The 19,061-nt window shown below is 42.2% G+C and carries 20 protein-coding genes, 1 riboswitch and 1 other annotated feature; of the genes, 11 read left to right on the top strand and 9 right to left on the bottom strand.

Annotation, left to right across the window (positions count from 1 at the left end; translation table 11 throughout):
- Positions 1–95: 95 nt before the first annotated feature.
- Positions 96–1,361 (top strand): BaiN/RdsA family NAD(P)/FAD-dependent oxidoreductase, encoded by a 1,266-nt coding sequence (locus tag ES017_RS03415; RefSeq protein WP_021095576.1) that lies wholly within the window; start codon positions 96–98, stop codon positions 1,359–1,361.
- A 50-nt stretch (positions 1,362–1,411) separates the two neighbouring features.
- Here ES017_RS03415 and ES017_RS03410 read toward each other — a convergent pair whose 3' ends face one another.
- From ES017_RS03410 to ES017_RS03395, 4 genes are all read right to left on the bottom strand, one after another.
- A complete protein-coding gene (locus tag ES017_RS03410; protein ID WP_021095575.1) occupies positions 1,412–1,708 on the bottom strand; it encodes a rhodanese-like domain-containing protein in 297 nt (98 codons plus the stop codon).
- A 61-nt stretch (positions 1,709–1,769) separates the two neighbouring features.
- Complete coding sequence (gene leuS / locus ES017_RS03405) at positions 1,770–4,187, bottom strand: leucine--tRNA ligase (protein WP_021095574.1); 2,418 nt, start codon at positions 4,185–4,187, stop codon at positions 1,770–1,772.
- A gap of 62 nt (positions 4,188–4,249) precedes the next feature.
- Positions 4,250–4,462, bottom strand: a binding site (T-box leader).
- Between the two features lie 286 nt (positions 4,463–4,748).
- The gene (locus tag ES017_RS03400; RefSeq protein WP_009361597.1) at positions 4,749–4,889 is read right to left on the bottom strand and encodes a hypothetical protein; all 141 of its coding nucleotides are present in this window, start codon (positions 4,887–4,889) and stop codon (positions 4,749–4,751) included.
- A 10-nt stretch (positions 4,890–4,899) separates the two neighbouring features.
- On the bottom strand, positions 4,900–5,163 hold the full coding sequence (locus ES017_RS03395) for a YtzC family protein (RefSeq protein WP_003397789.1): 264 nt from the start codon (positions 5,161–5,163) through the stop codon (positions 4,900–4,902).
- Positions 5,164–5,287: 124 nt separating this feature from the next.
- Between ES017_RS03395 and mnmL the strand changes: the two genes are divergently transcribed.
- Complete coding sequence (gene mnmL, locus ES017_RS03390; protein ID WP_021095573.1) at positions 5,288–6,241, top strand: tRNA modification radical SAM protein MnmL/YtqA; 954 nt, start codon at positions 5,288–5,290, stop codon at positions 6,239–6,241.
- On the top strand, positions 6,238–6,810 hold the full coding sequence (mnmM, locus tag ES017_RS03385; protein ID WP_021095572.1) for a tRNA 5-(aminomethyl)-2-thiouridylate-methyltransferase MnmM: 573 nt from the start codon (positions 6,238–6,240) through the stop codon (positions 6,808–6,810). Before mnmL ends, mnmM begins: the two co-directional genes overlap by 4 nt.
- A 41-nt stretch (positions 6,811–6,851) precedes the next feature.
- Here the strand turns inward: mnmM and ES017_RS03380 are convergent, their stop codons facing one another.
- Genes ES017_RS03380 through ES017_RS03370 form a run of 3 tightly spaced genes read right to left on the bottom strand, consistent with a single transcriptional unit; the run spans position 6,852 to position 9,323 of the window.
- Positions 6,852–7,415: a Uma2 family endonuclease gene (locus ES017_RS03380; RefSeq protein ID WP_021095571.1), complete on the bottom strand. Its 564-nt coding sequence runs from the start codon at positions 7,413–7,415 to the stop codon at positions 6,852–6,854.
- A 44-nt stretch (positions 7,416–7,459) separates the two neighbouring features.
- Complete coding sequence (locus tag ES017_RS03375) at positions 7,460–8,530, bottom strand: tetraprenyl-beta-curcumene synthase family protein (RefSeq protein ID WP_021095570.1); 1,071 nt, start codon at positions 8,528–8,530, stop codon at positions 7,460–7,462.
- The gene (locus tag ES017_RS03370; protein ID WP_021095569.1) at positions 8,505–9,323 is read right to left on the bottom strand and encodes an alpha/beta hydrolase; all 819 of its coding nucleotides are present in this window, start codon (positions 9,321–9,323) and stop codon (positions 8,505–8,507) included. Before ES017_RS03370 ends, ES017_RS03375 begins: the two co-directional genes overlap by 26 nt.
- An 82-nt stretch (positions 9,324–9,405) precedes the next feature.
- On the opposite strand from ES017_RS03370, the gene ES017_RS03365 reads away from it, so the two are divergent.
- Both ES017_RS03365 and ES017_RS03360 read left to right on the top strand, forming a co-directional pair.
- On the top strand, positions 9,406–9,936 hold the full coding sequence (locus ES017_RS03365; RefSeq protein ID WP_021095568.1) for a gamma carbonic anhydrase: 531 nt from the start codon (positions 9,406–9,408) through the stop codon (positions 9,934–9,936).
- Positions 9,937–10,009: 73 nt separating this feature from the next.
- Entirely contained in the window at positions 10,010–10,528 is a 519-nt protein-coding gene (locus tag ES017_RS03360) for a phosphatase PAP2 family protein (protein WP_021095567.1), read from the top strand.
- Positions 10,529–10,574: 46 nt separating this feature from the next.
- Here the strand turns inward: ES017_RS03360 and metK are convergent, their stop codons facing one another.
- Complete coding sequence (gene metK / locus ES017_RS03355; RefSeq protein ID WP_021095566.1) at positions 10,575–11,780, bottom strand: methionine adenosyltransferase; 1,206 nt, start codon at positions 11,778–11,780, stop codon at positions 10,575–10,577.
- Positions 11,781–11,900: 120 nt separating this feature from the next.
- Positions 11,901–12,009: riboswitch (SAM riboswitch) on the bottom strand.
- Between the two features lie 175 nt (positions 12,010–12,184).
- On the opposite strand from metK, the gene pckA reads away from it, so the two are divergent.
- From pckA to ES017_RS03330, 5 genes are all read left to right on the top strand, one after another.
- Positions 12,185–13,771, top strand: a complete 1,587-nt coding sequence (gene pckA / locus ES017_RS03350; RefSeq protein ID WP_171334770.1) for a phosphoenolpyruvate carboxykinase (ATP) — start codon at positions 12,185–12,187, stop codon at positions 13,769–13,771.
- A 113-nt stretch (positions 13,772–13,884) separates the two neighbouring features.
- On the top strand, positions 13,885–14,856 hold the full coding sequence (locus tag ES017_RS03345; RefSeq protein WP_021095564.1) for an N-acetylmuramoyl-L-alanine amidase: 972 nt from the start codon (positions 13,885–13,887) through the stop codon (positions 14,854–14,856).
- 50 nt (positions 14,857–14,906) lie between these two features.
- Entirely contained in the window at positions 14,907–15,869 is a 963-nt protein-coding gene (locus tag ES017_RS03340; protein ID WP_021095563.1) for an energy-coupling factor ABC transporter permease, read from the top strand.
- Entirely contained in the window at positions 15,866–16,603 is a 738-nt protein-coding gene (gene cbiQ, locus ES017_RS03335; protein ID WP_021095562.1) for a cobalt ECF transporter T component CbiQ, read from the top strand. Before ES017_RS03340 ends, cbiQ begins: the two co-directional genes overlap by 4 nt.
- The gene (locus ES017_RS03330; protein ID WP_035063435.1) at positions 16,600–17,328 is read left to right on the top strand and encodes an energy-coupling factor ABC transporter ATP-binding protein; all 729 of its coding nucleotides are present in this window, start codon (positions 16,600–16,602) and stop codon (positions 17,326–17,328) included. Before cbiQ ends, ES017_RS03330 begins: the two co-directional genes overlap by 4 nt.
- Positions 17,329–17,350: 22 nt before the next feature.
- Here the strand turns inward: ES017_RS03330 and desB are convergent, their stop codons facing one another.
- On the bottom strand, positions 17,351–18,436 hold the full coding sequence (gene desB, locus ES017_RS03325; RefSeq protein ID WP_021095560.1) for a Delta(10) desaturase DesB: 1,086 nt from the start codon (positions 18,434–18,436) through the stop codon (positions 17,351–17,353).
- A gap of 243 nt (positions 18,437–18,679) precedes the next feature.
- On the opposite strand from desB, the gene ES017_RS03320 reads away from it, so the two are divergent.
- Complete coding sequence (locus ES017_RS03320) at positions 18,680–18,922, top strand: DUF2584 domain-containing protein (RefSeq protein ID WP_035063434.1); 243 nt, start codon at positions 18,680–18,682, stop codon at positions 18,920–18,922.
- Positions 18,923–19,061 lie beyond the last annotated feature (139 nt).

The raw sequence follows: 19,061 nt of genomic DNA, 5'->3' as shown, positions 1-19,061 counted from the left end.
CCCTTCCTTAACGGATTCATTGCTCCACCTATTTTAGCACACTTTTTTCTTTTCCATAAAATCATTATAATCATAACAGAAAGGACGTGAAAATGATGACATATGATGTCGTAGTCATCGGCGGGGGGCCGTCAGGATTAATGGCAGCGATCGCTGCTGGTGAACAAGGTGGACGCGTTCTCCTTCTTGATAAAGGAGATAAACTCGGACGAAAATTAGCCATTTCAGGCGGAGGCCGTTGTAATGTGACAAATCGACGACCAGTCGATGAACTCATTCAACATATCCCAGGAAACGGTCGTTTTTTATATCGTGCCTTTTCTATGTTTAATAATGAAGATATTATTCGCTTTTTTGAACGGCTTGGCGTTCCATTAAAAGAAGAAGACCACGGACGCATGTTTCCGGTAAGCGACAGCGCACAATCTGTCGTACAAGCTCTTCTTCGTGAATTGAAACGATGGCGTGTCGACGTTCGGGTTCATACCCCTGTAAAAGACATTGAATATAAAGATGGAGCAGTGTATGGCGTAACGCTGCAAACAGGGGAGATGATCCGGACGAAAGCGGTTGTTGTTGCCGCTGGAGGGAAATCTGTGCCGCATACCGGTTCGACAGGTGACGGTTATGCGTGGGCAGAAAAGGCTGGACATACGATTACAGAACTGTTTCCAACGGAAGTGCCTATTATTTCACATGAACCTTTTATTCAAAATCGGACGTTACAAGGACTATCATTGCGCGATGTGGCATTAAGCGTATTAAACGAAAAAGGGAAACCAATCGTCACACATCGGATGGATATGATTTTTACACATTTCGGTATTTCAGGACCAGCGGCATTACGATGTAGCCAATTTGTTGTGAAACAGTTAAAAAAACAATCGTCTGTGAACATGACGATTGATGCGTTGCCAGATGAAAAAGGGGAAATATTATTTCAACACATTGTGCGCACCATGAAAGAAGAGCCGAAAAAAGCAATAAAAAATATTGTCAAAGCAATCATGCCGCTTCCAGAACGATATGTACTATTTTTGCTTGAGCAAACAAAGATCGATCCACAAACGGTCGCAAGCACATTAAGTCACGACAAAGTGCGCACATTTATTGCGGCATGTAAAACATTCACTTTTTCTGTTCACGGAACGTTACCGCTTGAAAAAGCGTTCGTCACAGGCGGCGGTGTATCGGTCAAAGAAGTACATCCGAAAGAAATGGCATCTAAACTGATGAAAGGTTTATATTTTTGCGGAGAAATTTTAGATATTCACGGTTACACAGGAGGTTATAACATTACTGCAGCGCTCGTGACTGGTCGGCTTGCTGGCATGCATGCCGCGATATATGCGAAACAATAAGATCGTAAACGAGCGATCTTATTGTTTCTAAGGCAATCATGACATTTCAATTACTCAAGTTCGCCGTCCCAGCCGAGCATCCCGTCAATAACGTTACATACATCATAACCATGCGCCTCTAAATAACGACACACATGCTCACTACGAACACCAGAACGACAAATAATGACATACGTTTCATTTTTGTCTAGCTCGTTCATTCTTTCTGGAATATCCCCCATTTTTATATGTGTCGCTGATGGAATCATTCCAAAGGCGACTTCTTCGTCTTCGCGCACATCAATAACATGAACGCGCTCACCTGTTTGTATCATTTGTTTTAATTGTGCTGCTGTTATTTCTTTCATCGATCTCTCCCTTTCTTTTAACGAAAGCCTCTCACCGTATGTGCGAGAGGCTTGTTTGTAATTAATTTGCAACAATGTTCACTAGTTTTCCTGGGACAGCGATCACTTTACGTACAGTTTTTCCTTCAATTTGTTCTTTAATTTTTTCGTCCTCCATTGCCAATTGCTCAAGCTGTTCTTTTGTTGCATCAGCAGGAACGTGTAGTTTCGCACGCACTTTTCCGTTTACTTGAATGACGATTTCGACTTCATCTTCAACTAATTTCGCTTCATCGTATGCTGGCCAAGCTTCGTATGCGATCGTATTGTTATGTCCAAGCTTCTCCCATAATTCCTCAGCAATATGTGGACAAACTGGCGACAGCAACTTCACGAATCCTTCCATATATACTTTCGGTAATACAGGCGCTTTATATGCTTCGTTAATAAACACCATTAATTGTGAGATCGCGGTGTTGAAACGAAGCGCCTCGTAATCTTCTGTTACTTTTTTCACCGTTTGGTGATATACACGTTCAAGCGTATCTGTTCCTGGATTGTCAACGATTTTCGGATTTAATTGACCGTCTTCTTCAACAAATAGACGCCATACGCGATCTAAGAAGCGACGTGCACCGTCAAGCCCCTTTGTCGACCATGCGATCGACGCTTCCAAAGGTCCCATAAACATTTCATATAAACGCAACGTATCGGCTCCGTGACTTTCCACAATATCGTCCGGATTGACAACATTTCCTTTCGACTTACTCATTTTCTCATTGTTTTCTCCAAGAATCATTCCTTGGTTAAATAGCTTTTGGAACGGCTCTTTCGTTGGCACAACGCCGATATCGTATAAAAATTTATGCCAAAAACGTGCATACAATAAGTGCAACACCGCATGTTCTGCCCCGCCAATGTAAATGTCGACCGGCAACCATTTTTCAAGCTTTTCAGGATCAGCTAATTGCTTATCGTTATGTGGATCGATGTAACGCAAATAGTACCAACAACTTCCTGCCCATTGCGGCATCGTATTCGTTTCACGGCGTCCTTTTTTACCTGTTTTCGGGTCAACGACGTTCACCCACTCTTCGATGTTCGCAAGCGGTGATTCACCTGTTCCTGATGGTTTAATTTCATCTGTTTTCGGCAACACAAGCGGCAACTCTTCTTCTGGCACTGGCGTCATCGTTCCATCTTCCCAATGGATGATCGGAATCGGCTCGCCCCAATAACGTTGACGGCTAAATAACCAATCGCGAAGGCGATACGATACTTTTTTCTCTCCTTTTCCGTTTGCCTCTAGCCATTCAATCATTTTTTTCGTTGCTTCTTCTTTATTCAAACCGTTTAAGAAATCAGAGTTCACGTGTTCGCCGTCTCCTGTATATGCCTCTTTTGAAATGTCCCCACCAGCAACAACTTCTTTGATTGGCAAATGAAACTTTTTCGCAAATTCATAATCACGCTCGTCGTGTGCTGGCACCGCCATAATTGCCCCTGTGCCGTAACTCATTAGCACGTAATCAGCGATCCAAATTGGCAATTTCTCACCATTGGCTGGATTGATTGCATACGCCCCCGTAAACACACCTGTTTTTTCTTTCGCTAAATCGGTACGTTCGAGGTCGCTTTTACTTTGAATTTGTTTTAAATACGCATCAACAGCTTCCTTCTGTTCCGGTGTTGTAATTTTTTCAACGAGCGGATGTTCAGGGGCTAACACGGCATAAGTGGCACCGAATAACGTGTCTGGACGCGTTGTAAACACCGTAAACGTTTCATTATATCCATCGACTTGGAAATGAATGTTTGCTCCTTCCGAACGACCGATCCAGTTGCGCTGCATTTCTTTAATGCTTTCTGGCCAATCAAGTTCTTCTAAATCTTCAAGCAAACGATCCGCATACGCTGTAATGCGAAGCATCCATTGCTTCATCGGCTTGCGAATGACCGGGTGTCCCCCGCGCTCACTTTTTCCATCGATCACTTCTTCGTTCGCCAATACCGTCCCTAGCGCTGGGCACCAGTTCACCGGCACTTCATCCATGTATGCTAATCCTTTTTCATATAACTTTAAGAAAATCCATTGTGTCCATTTGTAATAGTTCGGATCAGTCGTATTCACTTCACGATCCCAGTCATACGAAAAACCTAATGATTTAATTTGACGGCGGAAGTTGTTAATGTTTTTTTCCGTAAATTCGGCCGGGTCATTTCCTGTATCTAGCGCATATTGCTCAGCTGGCAATCCGAACGCATCCCACCCCATTGGATGCAATACGTTATATCCTTGCATGCGCTTCATACGTGCTAAAATGTCCGTCGCTGTATATCCTTCTGGATGACCGACATGCAATCCTGCACCAGATGGATACGGGAACATGTCAAGCGCATAAAACTTTCGCTTTCCGTCATCTTCCGTCGTTTTGAACGTTTTATTTTCTTCCCAATACTTTTGCCATTTTTTCTCGATTTCACGATGATTAAAACTCACGTGACAAACCTCCTTTTTATCCATTTTAAACAAAAATGAAAAACAAAAAACCTCCCATCCCAAAAAGGGACGAGAGGATTCTCCCGCGGTACCACCCTTGTTAGCGCACGAATGGTGCACTCACTTTCATCATTAACGCAGATTCACGGCGCATGCTACTTCATTCGCACACGCAACTCCAAGGCGAGTTCGTAAACAAACTTCGGTTGACTCGCACCGTCCGTCAACTCTCTGCCGACCATTTGTTTACTACTACTCCTTTTCACCGTCATTTTCCATTATTTCATTATACACATTATTTTAAAAAATTTACGCCCTCGTTGCAAGTGTATTCATGTTAGTGAATCATATGTAAGATACATATATGATGTTAAAAAGAAACACTCGTTCCACTGAGATGCTATGAAAAAATGTTTATTGTACAAACCTATTCCTCGATCTTCGCCCACATTTCTTCGGGATTTAATTCATAAATACCGTGTCCTCCCTTCATTTGATATGTGTCTAATTAGATGAAGCAAGTCGAACAAAATCCACTCGGAGCATCTCCGAGTGGGGAAATTATGTTTCGTTATGATATTCCGCTTTCGCTTCTTGCCCTTTTTTTGCATTCCTTTGTTTCACTTCTTTTATCGGATCACCGAAATCTTTCGCATGCAACGTTTTTTGTTCTGGATTGTTTTGTTTCGAACGTTTTTTCATCTGTTTCCTCCTAATGACGAAGTAAAATCATATCGTTTTGTAGTTGTTCAAGCTGTAGACGCATGCGGTGTAATTGTTCGCGCTGTTGGGCGTTACAGCTTAACGAAAAATGCGCCAAATCGGTCACCGCATGTTCAAGCATTTGCTGAGCTTTTACATATTCTGTATCGTTATAATGTTCAAGCTTGCTCGCTTCTGTATATTGTTCTTTTGCATAGCGAAGCACATCTTCACAATGTTGCAAAAACTCGTCCATCGACTGTCTTGTCGCCATACGCATCCCTTCCTTTCTTCCTTATCGCTTTATAGTTTGTACATTTTCTTGTCATTTATCACAGCGCCATTGAGTTTCCCGCTTAAATCGTGCTACAATGCTAAAATGATGCGAGGTGATGAACATGAATCCTTTTCCATATACGAACGACAAGAAACGATACCATACATGGAATTATCATTTACGCCAAACGTTCGGTGAAAAAGTTTTTAAAGTGTCGCTTGATGCAGGATTCGATTGTCCAAATCGCGACGGTACAGTGGCATACGGTGGATGCACATTTTGTAGCGCAGCTGGTTCTGGTGATTTTGCTGGCAGACGAACAGACGATTTAGTCACCCAATTCCATACGATTAAAGAAAAAATGCATACAAAATGGAAAGATGGGAAGTATATCGCCTATTTTCAAGCGTTCACAAATACACATGCCCCCGTTGACGTGTTGCGTGAAAAATACGAAACGGTATTACATTTAGACGGTGTCGTCGGTTTATCGATCGCTACACGCCCTGATTGTTTACCGGACGACGTCGTCGACTATTTAGCGGAATTGAATGAACGAACGTATTTATGGGTCGAGCTTGGTTTGCAAACGGTTCATGAACAAACAGCTACCTTAATTAACCGCGCGCATGACTTTTCATGCTATGTGGAAGGTGTAGAGAAGCTACGCAAACATGGCATTCGCGTTTGTGCCCATATGATTAACGGATTGCCGCTTGAAACGTACGACATGATGATGGAAACAGCAAAAACGGTCGCTCATTTAGATGTGCAAGGCATTAAAATTCATTTGCTTCATTTGCTAAAAGGAACGCCAATGGTGAAACAATACGAAAAAGGAATGCTTCAATTTTTAACGTTCGATGAATATGTTCAACTCGTTTGTGATCAGTTAGAAGTATTGCCGCCAGAAATGATCGTTCATCGCATTACAGGAGACGGTCCGATCGATTTAATGATCGGTCCAATGTGGAGCGTCAATAAATGGGAAGTGTTAAACGCCATCGATGCCGAATTAGAGCGTCGCAATAGTTATCAAGGAAAAAAATATGTGCGAAAGGAAGACAGACGATGAAGCTGATGCGCATTTTGCCATTTGCCCGTTCGCTCATCGACTTCGCTGTGAAAGAAGGCGATGTCGTCGTCGATGCAACGGTCGGCAACGGCCATGATACGCTTTATTTGGCTGAACGTGTCGGAGAGTCTGGGCATGTGTTCGGCTTCGACATTCAAGCACAAGCGATCGAAAACACAACAAAACGATTGCGTGAACACCACATGGAAGAACGGGTCACGCTCGTGCAAGCAAGCCACGCGGAGCTGCTCGTTCACATCCCTCCACAATACAAAGGACGCATAACTGGCGCGATGTTTAACCTCGGTTATTTGCCTGGAGGGGATAAACAAATTGTAACAAAACCAAACTCAACGATTGCCGCCATTGAGCAATTGCTTGAAATCATGGCTCCTGAAGGAATTATTGTCCTCGTCATTTACCACGGTCATCCTGAAGGAGCGATTGAGCGCGATGCCCTTTTACAATACGTCTCAACGATCGACCAACAACGTGCACACGTCATTCGATACGAATTTATGAATCAAATCAATCATCCGCCGTTTATCGTTGCTATCGAGAAAAGATAAAAAAGTAGCGATCGGTCTTTCCTATCGCTACTTTTGCTTTGTTAGTGAAATATTTCTTCTAAATGAACAAACAAACCTGGAAAGCAAACAGATTGAACAGTTCCAACACTTACTTTAATATCCGCCTGCTCGTATAGCCTATCTTCATTTAATGCATAAACGGTCACGGCTTGTTTCATCGGATTGACAATCCAATATTCTTTTACACCATATTCCATATATAAATTAAACTTCGTCACTAAATCGTGCGCTTGATTCGAAGGACTGAGTATTTCAACAATTAACGTCGGAACTCCGACGTATTTTGTGTCTGTAAATCCTGTTTGATCACAAATAATGCTTAAATCAGGAATGACGAGTTTTCTTTCAGAACATGTTTCACTCACTAGCTCAATGTCTGTGAGAGCGGCAAATACTTTACATGTCTTTCCTTTCAAATAATTCCCGAATATTGTATGAAGATTGCTTGATACGAGTTGATGCTGGATGCTAGGTGAAGGTGTCATATAAACGACGCCATCAATGTATTCTAATCTTTCGTCACTATGTTGACGCATAATTAAATATTGTTCATACGTGACGTCTGAAGAGCGAGGTAACGACATATTCATCCCTCTCTTCTTTTCTTCCATTATACATCCGTTTTTCTTCACGCATACATCCATTTTTGCCATTTTCGATACATTCGCCCGTTCCAATAAAAGAAATGAGATGTTACGCCACCTGAGCGCAACAATTGTTTTGCCAGCTTACGAATCGCGTCTTGCTCGTGCACTTTTTCGTCCGATAAATATAGCCCGAGCAACCCCCGATGAATAAAACGATGAAATTCGCGATGTGGCAACTGTGCGATATGCCGATCTGCTTCTTCAACGAAATGACATAAACGAGCGAATAACGTTTCTTCATTCGGATAATAAAAACAAAAATTTAAATCCCCACCTTGCCGATCTTCTTCTTGATCAATCAAATAATCAAGTAAAATGTGCAGCCCTTGCACGTACGGGAAATAGCTATTTCGTACCCGTTCAGCAAGACGTTGATCAAACGAATCGGTACAAGCATAAGCGACTAAACAAAAAATACCGAGCGTTGACCCAGAACAAGCGGAAAATTCATACCATTCCATTTTCGGCAACAATGCTTCATGTTGGGCAAACCATTGCTTCAAACGCGGAATGCGTTCTTCTTTTTTCACATGTTTATGTACTTGTAAGTCGCAATAATATGATGCAAGTTCATGTAAAAACGGGGCGATGATATGATAATGCCGAACTTCCGCTAACACCTGTTGGCACGTATCGACAAGGGCGTGCAAATAACCACCATCATCTTGTTCCACTCGATAACGATAATATGCCTCTTTTTTTGCCCCGACAGTTAATGCATGCATCATCGAATCGTGCAGTGCACGAAAATCAGTCGGATCGAGCGATGTGCTTCGATCGCATAAATTATCTAAGTAATCGCTAATTGTTTGATAAGCAACGATAAAACGAATGCATCGCTCCATCTCTTTTCCAGCCAGCAACGACAAAATCGCTCCCCCTTCGCAATGGAACGTTTTTGTCGCGATGCTTGCTAACGCTTGTTTGCGCAGTTCCTCGTTTGGAATAGCCTCCGCTCTTTTTTTCCAAATAGCTAATTCGTGATGAACGATCGGAAAAACGCGACGATATACAGCTCGCATTAAACTAAAAGGATTTGTTGGAACGCTCAATAAGCTCACCTCTTTGCAGTTGCAACGTTAAAAACGTATGGGCATATAAAAATACTTGTTCTCGTTCAAGTTCGTTAAAAATTTCATGATATAGTTTTGGCCATTCTTTATACACTTTTTCACTAACCATCAACTGATCAAACCATGATTTCACTGCACTTTTATCCACAATTTTGTCATCCCCCGCCTGCATGACAAGCATCGGAACATCTGGTAATTGTGCAATTTTTTCATGAGCGATGCGAATCGCTTTCACTAACTCGCGATACCAACGAACAGACACTTTCGTCACATATAATGAATCGTTTTTATCCATCTCGCGCACTTCTTCATTTCGAGTCGCCATCTCTACCGTTAGCCCCGATGGAAACCGTTTTTTCGGATGAATGACGTTTAAAATGCGTGAGGCGATCTCAAGCGCTTTCGCCGGATAATGAACGAGCCCTAAACATGGGGACGATAAAATGACACCGCGGACAGGCAGTCGCTTTTCTTGCAATGTGCGAATGACGACAAGCCCTCCCATGCTATGGCCGAGTAAAAAAATGGGCTGTTCGTACACGCTCGCTTCATGCACCCAGCTTGCCACCGCTTCTATATATTCGTCAAATGAATCAATATGTCCTCGTCGGCTACGCGATGTCGTCCCTTGCCCTGGTAAATCCCCTGCAACAACATGAAAACCGTGCATACGAAACATTTCAATGAGCCATTTATACCGACCATGATGTTCAGCAGCACCGTGAACGATGACAATGGTACCTTTTGCGTTTTCTCCTTCCCATTTCCACATATACACCCCTCCTTGTTATTTACGAATAAACGAAAAATTTGTACACTAAATATAACAAAATGAAACGAAAGGGACGAGCCAAATGATTTATCCATATAAAGAACATACGCCAAACATTGCACCTTCCGCTTTCATCGCCGATTACGTCACTATTACAGGTGATGTAACCATTGGAGAGGAAACGAGCGTTTGGTTTAACACCGTCATTCGCGGAGATGTCGCCCCAACGATCATCGGCAACCGTGTAAACATTCAAGACAACTCCGTCCTTCACCAAAGTCCAAACAACCCACTCATCATTGAAGATGATGTCACCGTTGGCCATCAAGTCATTTTGCATAGTGCCATTATAAGAAAAGGCGCTCTCATCGGTATGGGCTCTATCGTTTTAGACGGTGCTGAAATTGGTGAAGGAGCTTTTATCGGTGCTGGCAGTCTTGTGCCTCAAGGGAAAAAAATTCCCCCTCGCACACTTGCATTCGGACGTCCGGCAAAAGTGATCCGAGAATTAACCGAAGAAGATGAGCGTGAAATGGCACGAATTCGCCGCGAATATGTTGAAAAAGGTCAATATTATAAATCGCTTCAATTAAACAAACCACGCGATAAATAAGCGTGGTATTTTTACATTGCTTTATTATTGACTTAACATATATATTTTATCATAAGTTCAGGGGGATTTGCTTATGTTGCGAAAATGGTACGATTGGGAATGCAAGTTGTTTTACAGCATTAATCGTTATTTTGATCGCAAGTGGCTTAACGCATATTTTCGTTCGATTACACACGCTGGCGGAGCGACATGTTCAATTACGGCTGTCATGCTAGCTGTTTGGCTGTTGCGTGACGAATGGCGGGATGCTGCTATCGCCAGTGCCATCGCATTAGCACTTAGCCATATTCCTGTCGCAATGATGAAAAAAATGTACCCACGCAAACGACCGTATATTTCACTTCATAACACGAAAGTAACAAAAAATCCGTTAACTGATCATTCATTTCCATCCGGACATACAACCGCAGTATTTTCTGTCATCATTCCATTTTTACTATACGCTCCGGCATTAACGATTTGGCTCTTGCCCATCGCGTGTAGCGTCGCGATTTCGCGCATTTATTTAGGACTCCATTATCCATCTGATGTGCTTGCAGGCTGTATGCTCGGTACGTTGTTTGGCGTCGCTTCATTTTCTGTTCTTACTTAAAAAAGTAAGAAAGGAGAGCTACATCTTGTAACTCTCCCTTTTTTCTTTACTTCGCCAACTGTAACGCTTGTTGTTTTAACACTTCTGCTTTATCTGTACGTTCCCAAGGAAGATCAATATCTGTGCGACCAAAGTGACCGTAAGCAGCTGTTTGTTTGTAAATCGGGCGACGAAGATCAAGCATTTTAATAATGCCCGCCGGACGAAGGTCAAAGTTGTTGCGCACCACTTCAATTAATACATCTTCAGATACTTTGCCCGTGCCGAACGTATCAATTGAAATCGATACAGGTTTTGCAACACCGATCGCATATGCTAACTGCACTTCACATTTATCTGCAAGACCCGCTGCAACAATGTTTTTCGCTACGTAACGTGCCGCATACGCTGCTGAGCGGTCTACTTTCGTTGGATCTTTTCCTGAGAATGCCCCGCCGCCGTGACGTGCATAACCACCGTATGTGTCAACGATAATTTTACGTCCTGTCAACCCTGCGTCACCTTGTGGACCACCGATGACGAAACGTCCTGTTGGGTTGATAAAATATTTTGTGTTTTCATCGATCAATTCTGCCGGAACGACAGGTTGAATGACATGTTCTTTAATGTTGCGTACAATTTGATCTTGTGTAATTTCTGGATGATGTTGTGTAGAAACAACGATCGTATCGATACGTACAGGTTTGCCGTTTTCATCGTACTCGACTGTCACTTGCGTTTTTCCGTCTGGACGTAAGTACGGTAAAATGTCTTCTTTACGCACTTCCGCTAAACGACGTGCAAGTTTGTGTGCAAGAGAAATTGGTAGCGGCATAAGTTCTTTCGTTTCGTTGCACGCGAAGCCAAACATTAATCCTTGGTCACCTGCACCGATCGCTTCGATTTCTTCATCTGTCATTTGTCCTTCGCGAGCTTCTAACGCTTTGTCAACACCCATTGCGATATCTGGCGACTGTTCATCAATTGACGTCAACACTGCGCACGTATCTGCATCAAAGCCGTATTTTGCACGCGTATAGCCAATTTCACGAATTGTTTCACGAACAATTTTCGGAATATCTACATATGTAGATGTTGTAATTTCTCCACTCACTAACACAAGTCCTGTTGTTACGCTCGTTTCGCACGCGACACGCGCATTCGGATCATTCGCTAAAATCGCATCTAAAATCGCATCGGAAATTTGGTCGCAAATTTTATCCGGATGCCCTTCCGTTACAGATTCAGATGTAAACAGACGACGTTTAGGCATTTAAACATTCCTCCTCAGTATAATGGCAAATGATACGGTACTCATCCCTCTTATTATGGTCTATCGTGAAAAAAACCTTTCCCTCAGAGGAAAGGTTTTTGCATTTGTCTGCGCCTTTCACTCTTATCGTTCAAGGGCGTTCCCTTGCCACAGGTTAGCACCTTTTCACGCATGTGACGGTTGCTGGGTTTCATCGGGCCTGTCCCCCTCCACCAACTCGGGATAAGAGTATCCGTTCATTTCAGCATCATATCACATCTGTATGAAGCGAGTCAATGTTTTTTATGCCACAACGATCTTGAAAATAAATTCAAGAAAAATACATGAATTAGTATGGATTATTTATTAAAATGTGTTATACTTTTTACATGAAGAATAAATCAAACAAAGGTAGGTTTTGTCCAATGAATTCCATTGAACTGACAAACAAATTATCAACACTCTTGCAAAGGGATGGGGTTTTTCATAACTTATCTGTACCACGATTAGTAGAAAAAGTGTTAACTCGTCAAGAAGGCATTCTCACTTCATCCGGTGCTGTTTGCGCAACGACCGGAAAATATACAGGCCGTTCCCCAAAAGATAAATATATCGTTGAAGAACTATCTGTTAAACATAAAATTGACTGGGGAACAGTTAATCAACCAATTTCCGAAGAAGTGTTTGATCGTCTTTACAATAAAGTCGTTGATTATTTAATGACAAAAGAAGAAGTGTTCGTATTTAACGGTTTTGCGGGTGCCGATCCAGCTTATCGTTTACCTATTCAAGTAGTGAATGAGTTTGCTTGGCATAATTTATTCGCTCATCAATTATTCATTCGTCCAACAGCAGAGGAACTAAAAACACACGAGCCGCAATTTACAGTCATTTCTGCACCGACATTTAAAGCTGATCCAGCTGTAGACGGCACGCGTTCAGAAACGTTTATTATCATCTCATTTGAACGTCGTACCGTGCTGATTGGTGGAACAGAATATGCAGGGGAAATGAAAAAATCGATTTTCTCGGTCATGAACTTTTTATTGCCAGAACAAGGAATCTTTCCGATGCATTGTTCAGCAAACGTAGGTCAAGAAGGAGATGTGGCGCTCTTTTTCGGTTTATCGGGCACAGGAAAGACAACACTTTCTGCTGACCCAAACCGTCGCCTAATTGGCGATGACGAGCACGGTTGGTCAAATAACGGCGTGTTCAACATTGAGGGCGGATGTTATGCGAAGTGCATTAACTTATCACGCGAAAAAGAGCCGCAAATTTTCGATGCGATTCGCTTCGGTTCCGTATTAGAAAACGTCATGATTGATCCAGACACACGCATACCAAACTATGACGATGCGACGTTAACCGAAAATACGCGCGCAGCATACCCGCTTGAAGCAATGGACAATATCGTCCAACCGAGCGTTGCAGGTCATCCGCATACGATCGTCTTTTTAACGGCCGATGCGTTTGGTGTATTGCCTCCAATTAGCAAATTAACAAAAGAACAAGCAATGTATCATTTCTTAAGCGGCTATACAAGCAAGTTAGCGGGCACAGAGCGCGGAATTACGGCACCTGAAGCAACGTTTTCTACTTGCTTTGGCTCACCGTTTTTACCGCTTCCTGCAACACGCTATGCAGACATGCTCGGACAAAAAATTGACGCTCATGGCGTGCAAGTATTTTTAGTCAACACCGGTTGGACAGGAGGCGGATACGGTGTTGGTGAACGGATGAAACTGTCTTATACGCGCGCAATGGTCAAAGCTGCGTTGGAAGGCGAATTAAACAACGTAGAAACCGTTCAAGACCCAATTTTCGGTCTGCATATTCCGCTTCACGTCCCAGGTGTACCTGATGAAGTATTGCAACCAAAAAGCACATGGGCAGATCAAGAAGCATATGAACAAAAAGCAAAAGAACTTGCGGCGAAGTTCCGTGAAAACTTTAAAAAATTCACAAACGTTGATCCACGCATTGAACAATTCGGGGGACCGATCGCATAAATGAAAAGGCTGCCTGTTTTCGGCAGCTTTTTCATTTTTCATATGTTCGTACAAACCATTTCATTCAATGAAACATATAGTAGTACATAGAAATAAAGAAAAGGAGGCTAAAAATGAATGAACTATTTGCGATTCCTCAATTAAAAGATATACGCCACCTTCTTCCCACTCGCTCTGGCCAATCGTATAAAAAAACAACACTTGAACAAAAAACGCACATCATTATTCATCATAGTTTAACGAAAACAGGCTCGGCATTTGCGTTCGCCAATTATCATGTAAGCAAAGGATGGCCAGGCATCGGATACCATTTTGTCATTGAACAAGACGGAACGATTCATTTTTGTAACGACTTAGAAACGATTAGTTACCATGTCGGCAACCATAACACTTATTGCATCGGCATTTGTTTAACGGGCGATTTTCGCACACAACAACCGACGGATGAACAAAAACAATCATTGAGAACGTTATATAAAACGCTGGTAAACATCTTGCCGAACTATAAAGATGTGAAAGGACATAATGAGCTAAAAGGATATGAATGGAAACAATGCCCTTGTTTTAACTATGCGCAAGTATTAGCAGAAAAAGAAAACATCGAAATAAAAGAAGAAGTCAAACTGTATACCGTCGAACGAGGAGATACGCTATGGGCCATTAGTCAAAAAACAGGGGGAAGTGTAAAAACGTTATTGCGCCTAAATCCAAACGTGGATCCAAGAGCGTTACAGCCCGGGCAACAAATAATCATTGAAAAACTAGTAAAAAAAGAAGAAGTGAAAACTCCATCACAACCATCCAATCAAACACCGAAACAACAAAACATAGTCGAACAACTGATCAGTAAGCTTCCAAATAAAGTATTGCGATATGGCGATCGCGGCGAAGACGTTCGCACCTTACAACAAGCGCTAAATATGATCAATTTTAAATGCGGAGCAGAAGACGGAGTATTTGGCAAAAAAACGTTAGATGCCGTGAAACGAGTGAACCTTATGTTTTCAGGCGGAAATAAAAATGGTGTTTATGACGAAAAGACGAAAAATTATATAATAAGCAAACTTAGAGAAAAAATGAAATAGCTTTCCATAACATATCTCCCCTATAATAAGGTGTAAGGGGGGATATTTTTATGCATATGGCAGATGCACTTATTTCACCTGCAGTAGGAATGGCGATGTGGGGGGCTACGGCGGGTGTAGCAAGCTACTCATTAAAAAAATTAAACATGGAAGCAGATGAAAAAAAACTGCCGCTGATGGGGGTGCTTGGAGCATTTGTATTTGCAGCGCAAATGATTAACTTTACCATTCCTGGTACAGGATCGAGCGGACATTTAGGTGGTGGATTGTTACTTGCCGCTTTGCTAGGTCCTTATGCAGCTTTTTTAACGTTAGCCGTCGTTTTATTTATTCAGGCACTCTTTTTTGCAGATGGCGGACTGTTAGCATTCGGATGCAACGTGTTCAATCTCGGCTTTTACACATGTTTTATCGCATATCCACTTTACAGACGACTCATTCGCCGAACAAACATCTGGTTTGCTTCCATCATCGCTGCCGTCGTTGGATTGCAACTTGGGGCATTTAGCGTCGTCGTTCAAACGTTGTTATCCGGAAAAGTCGAATTACCATTTACGACGTTCGCTTTATTTATGCAACCGATTCATTTGGCGATTGGCATTGTAGAAGGAATGGCTACAGCAGCTGTCATCTCATTTGTGATGAAAGCAAAGCCAGAACTTTCAACAACAAATACACCGACAAATCGTCTCATCGGGACACTCGGTTTGCTTGCGCTTCTCATCGGTGGCATTTTTTCATCCATCGCTTCGTCCAAACCAGATGGATTAGAATGGTCTATTTTACGCACAGCAGGTACGGAGGAACTACATGCAACAACAGCACTCCACACCGCACTAGAACGTCTCCAACAATCGCTCGCTTTGTTGCCTGATTACAATTTGAAAAATGGGGGCGCTTCGATCGGTTGGTTAGACATCGGCACAAGCGTTTCTGGCATCGTCGGTGTATTTATCGTTGCAATAGCAATGCTCGTACCATACATCATGAAAAAATGGAGAAAAGAAGCGTGATCCATGCACATATGTCAAATATGAAAAAGCGACGACATGATGTTCATCCGTTAAGCATGCTCATTATAACGTTTACATACATCTTCGTCGTCGCCTCGTTTCACACGTATGCGTTTATTGAACTCGTTCCATTATCGCTTTATCCAATCACAATGATCGTTTTTTATCGTCTTTCTATTCGCCATATTAAACGCGTACTGCTCGCTTCTCTACCATTTATTACAGTTATAGGGGCTTCACAGCTGTTTTTCATTCATGAACACGTATCGTTTTTTCATTGGCGTATAGAAGCAGGATGGCTGTCATTCGCTACTTTGCTTGTAAAAAACACGCTTGCCGTTCTTGCTGCAACAGTGTTGTTTTTGACGACACCGATCGAGCAACTTGCAGGTGCGCTCCTTTCGTTGCGCATTCCTCGTCTGCTCGTTATACAATTGCTTTTGACATATCGATATATTTTTTTATTTTTAGAAGAAGCAAAACGACTTCGTCAAGCGTATATGTTGCGCGCACCGAACCATCGCGCCATCCAATTATCCGTTTGGGGATCGCTCGTTGGACATTTGTTACTGCGAACATTTGAACGTGCCGAGCGCGTGTATGAAGCGATGACGTTGCGCGGGTTTTCTATTCAACGTATGCATATAAAAATAAAACGATGGACAACAAAAGAGAGAATTTACACGTACGTCACAGTTATATTGTTCATCGTTTATCGTTTGGTGGTCATATGATGATAAACGTATCGAATATTTGTTACATATACCCAGATGGTCATGAAGCCATTCGTAATATTTCTTTTTCTGTTCAACAAGGAGAATGCATCGGCATCATTGGAGCAAACGGTGCAGGAAAATCAACGTTATTAAAACTGCTCGTCGGTTTATATATGCCACAAAAGGGACATATCGTCATCGATAATATGCACATGTCGAAACAAACGTTACGACACATTCGTCGCATCGTTGGCTTTACATTTCAACAAGCCGATGATCAATTATTTATGCCAACCGTTTACGATGACGTCGCGTTTGCGCTTCGAAATGACGGGATGAATGAAAATGAAGTAAGCCAACGAGTAATAAACGCTTTAACGCTTGTCGGTGCGATTCATGTCAAAGACCGCCCACCTTATCGTTTATCAGAAGGAGAAAAGCGGCTCGTTACTTTAGCAACTGTGCTTGCGATGGAACCGAAAATATTGCTGATGGACGAGCCGACGGCAGCGTTAGATCCGAGAGCAAGACGAACGCTCATTCATCTCGTTCAATCGTTATCACATACAAAAATCATAACAACGCACGATCTCGACTTTGTGCTTGAATGTTGCGAGCGAACAATTGTACTCGCAAACGGAACGATCGCATATGACGGTCCAACAGAAGCTGTATTAACGAACGAACCGTTTTTACACGAACATCATTTAGAACTTCCCCTTATGTTGCAAGGGAAAAAATAAAGCGCGGCTCATTGGCCACGCTTTATTTTTGCTTCACCATTTTTTGTTTGACTACAACATTTTCTTTCGTTTTGTACGAAAGATCATCTATGTTTAATCCATTTCCGAGCGTTCCGTATACATATCCTTCGCGAGGCTCGATGAGTTCTGTTTGTTCATAATAAAGCCGTGGCGTTTTCCATAGCGCAATTAACGCTTTTGTCATCGGCATTTCATGATACCGTTCCGGCCATAGTTGTTTAATATATTGTTTGACTAGCGGGTAATATTTTGAACTCATTGCTGGGAATAAATGATGTTCTGTATGGTGTGAAAAGTTAAAATGCAACACATCCACCCACTTTGGAACAATGACCGTTAAGCTATTAGCTAGTGGATCGTTAACTGGAACGAGCGGATTTAAACGATGGTTCGTCGAAATATATCCCATAACGATTGCATTTCCAATGAGCAACGGAATAACGAACGCAAAGAGCCATTTTTCCACTCCGATCATCAGCAATAACCCAATCCATACCGACCATGGCAATACAAACTGCCAAAATACTGCGCGACGACTTCCTTTTTCAAACTCCTTCCAAAAATGAAGAAGCATATGAAGCGAATGAACGGTAAACATCCCTGCTAAAGACAAAAACGAAAAAGCCGCACGAATCGGAAACGGAATGCGATAAATCCAACGGAGGAAACGACTTTGAGCTAAACGTTTTATCGTTGGCCACGCGTCAGGATCGAGCTCCTCATGTTGCGTATGCACATGATGTGTCGCGTTATGCCACTTTCGCCATAGCTTCGGACCTGTGCAAAGCGGTAAAAACGCAATGCCACCTAACAAATCACGAAGCCATGCCCGTTTGACTACCGTCCCATGCAAAATTTCATGCCCTAAAAACCCTAATCCAGCAAAACAAAATCCAATAACAACTGAAAGCAATCCGTTCCATAACCAATGGAGATCAAATAAAGAAATCGTTACAATGCTACTAACTAAAACGAGCATGTAAGCAAGGCCACCAAACAGACGAGACGGAACAGGACGGAACGCTTCCTCAGGCAAATACGGGGCAATGCGAGCCGCGTACCACCCGAATGAATGAAATTGTTTCATGTAACAAAAAACTCCCCTCATACGTAAAAACTTCGCTTCAAAAAGAAATGAATATTCAAACATCTCCCTCTAAAGCTTACTGTCATCGTATCACTTATATTCTTGTCCTGTCAACAACATTTATTACCTGATCATATTATTTATTTATATTATGTAGTATAAATCTCTTGAATACAGTTGTATAACAACGATAAATGTGTTTCAATGAAAGTGAACATACCGAGAAAGTTTGGGGTGAAACAGATGGGCATGCCGTTAGAAATACAAACGATGATCGTCACAAACGGAAAAGAAAAACGAATTGAACACAACTTATTTTTGTTGCAAAAAGAAGGCTATCGCTTATATCCACTTGATGTGCCGTTAGAAGTAAGACGAACAAAACACGGAGAAGCAACCGGACAAGCTGTCGTTAAAAAACTTGTCCTTGAGAACGGAACAACGATCGTTACATACGAATTAATTGCTTTACATTCGATTAATTAAACCGTCGAGCGATATGCTCGGCGGTTCAAGATGTTGAAAAAGTATGTTGTCAAGAAAAAGTTCACTTCTCTCGTGAACTTTTTCTTGTGTGTGATGAAAAATTCGGCGTTTGCCGATAAATACGAAGATGGAACAATAA

It is taken from the genome of Anoxybacillus sp. EFIL (assembly GCF_013096955.1).
In the GTDB taxonomy this organism is placed as follows: Bacteria; Bacillota; Bacilli; order Bacillales; family Anoxybacillaceae; genus Anoxybacillus; species Anoxybacillus ayderensis.
Note: the sequence above shows the minus strand (reverse complement) of the source record. Positions and strands in the feature narration are given on the sequence as shown.

What these genes read in the sequence shown, in the direction of transcription:
- ES017_RS03415 (WP_021095576.1), top strand. Translation starts at nt 96, where the DNA reads ATGACATATGATGTCGTAGTCATCGGCGGGGGGCCGTCAGGATTAATG.
- ES017_RS03410 (WP_021095575.1), bottom strand. Translation starts at nt 1,708, where the DNA reads ATGAAAGAAATAACAGCAGCACAATTAAAACAAATGATACAAACAGGT.
- ES017_RS03400 (WP_009361597.1), bottom strand. Translation starts at nt 4,889, where the DNA reads ATGAAAAAACGTTCGAAACAAAACAATCCAGAACAAAAAACGTTGCAT.
- ES017_RS03395 (WP_003397789.1), bottom strand. Translation starts at nt 5,163, where the DNA reads ATGGCGACAAGACAGTCGATGGACGAGTTTTTGCAACATTGTGAAGAT.
- mnmL (WP_021095573.1), top strand. Translation starts at nt 5,288, where the DNA reads ATGAATCCTTTTCCATATACGAACGACAAGAAACGATACCATACATGG.
- mnmM (WP_021095572.1), top strand. Translation starts at nt 6,238, where the DNA reads ATGAAGCTGATGCGCATTTTGCCATTTGCCCGTTCGCTCATCGACTTC.
- ES017_RS03380 (WP_021095571.1), bottom strand. Translation starts at nt 7,415, where the DNA reads ATGTCGTTACCTCGCTCTTCAGACGTCACGTATGAACAATATTTAATT.
- ES017_RS03370 (WP_021095569.1), bottom strand. Translation starts at nt 9,323, where the DNA reads ATGTGGAAATGGGAAGGAGAAAACGCAAAAGGTACCATTGTCATCGTT.
- ES017_RS03365 (WP_021095568.1), top strand. Translation starts at nt 9,406, where the DNA reads ATGATTTATCCATATAAAGAACATACGCCAAACATTGCACCTTCCGCT.
- ES017_RS03360 (WP_021095567.1), top strand. Translation starts at nt 10,010, where the DNA reads ATGTTGCGAAAATGGTACGATTGGGAATGCAAGTTGTTTTACAGCATT.
- metK (WP_021095566.1), bottom strand. Translation starts at nt 11,780, where the DNA reads ATGCCTAAACGTCGTCTGTTTACATCTGAATCTGTAACGGAAGGGCAT.
- pckA (WP_171334770.1), top strand. Translation starts at nt 12,185, where the DNA reads ATGAATTCCATTGAACTGACAAACAAATTATCAACACTCTTGCAAAGG.
- ES017_RS03345 (WP_021095564.1), top strand. Translation starts at nt 13,885, where the DNA reads ATGAATGAACTATTTGCGATTCCTCAATTAAAAGATATACGCCACCTT.
- ES017_RS03340 (WP_021095563.1), top strand. Translation starts at nt 14,907, where the DNA reads ATGCATATGGCAGATGCACTTATTTCACCTGCAGTAGGAATGGCGATG.
- ES017_RS03330 (WP_035063435.1), top strand. Translation starts at nt 16,600, where the DNA reads ATGATGATAAACGTATCGAATATTTGTTACATATACCCAGATGGTCAT.
- desB (WP_021095560.1), bottom strand. Translation starts at nt 18,436, where the DNA reads ATGAAACAATTTCATTCATTCGGGTGGTACGCGGCTCGCATTGCCCCG.
- ES017_RS03320 (WP_035063434.1), top strand. Translation starts at nt 18,680, where the DNA reads ATGGGCATGCCGTTAGAAATACAAACGATGATCGTCACAAACGGAAAA.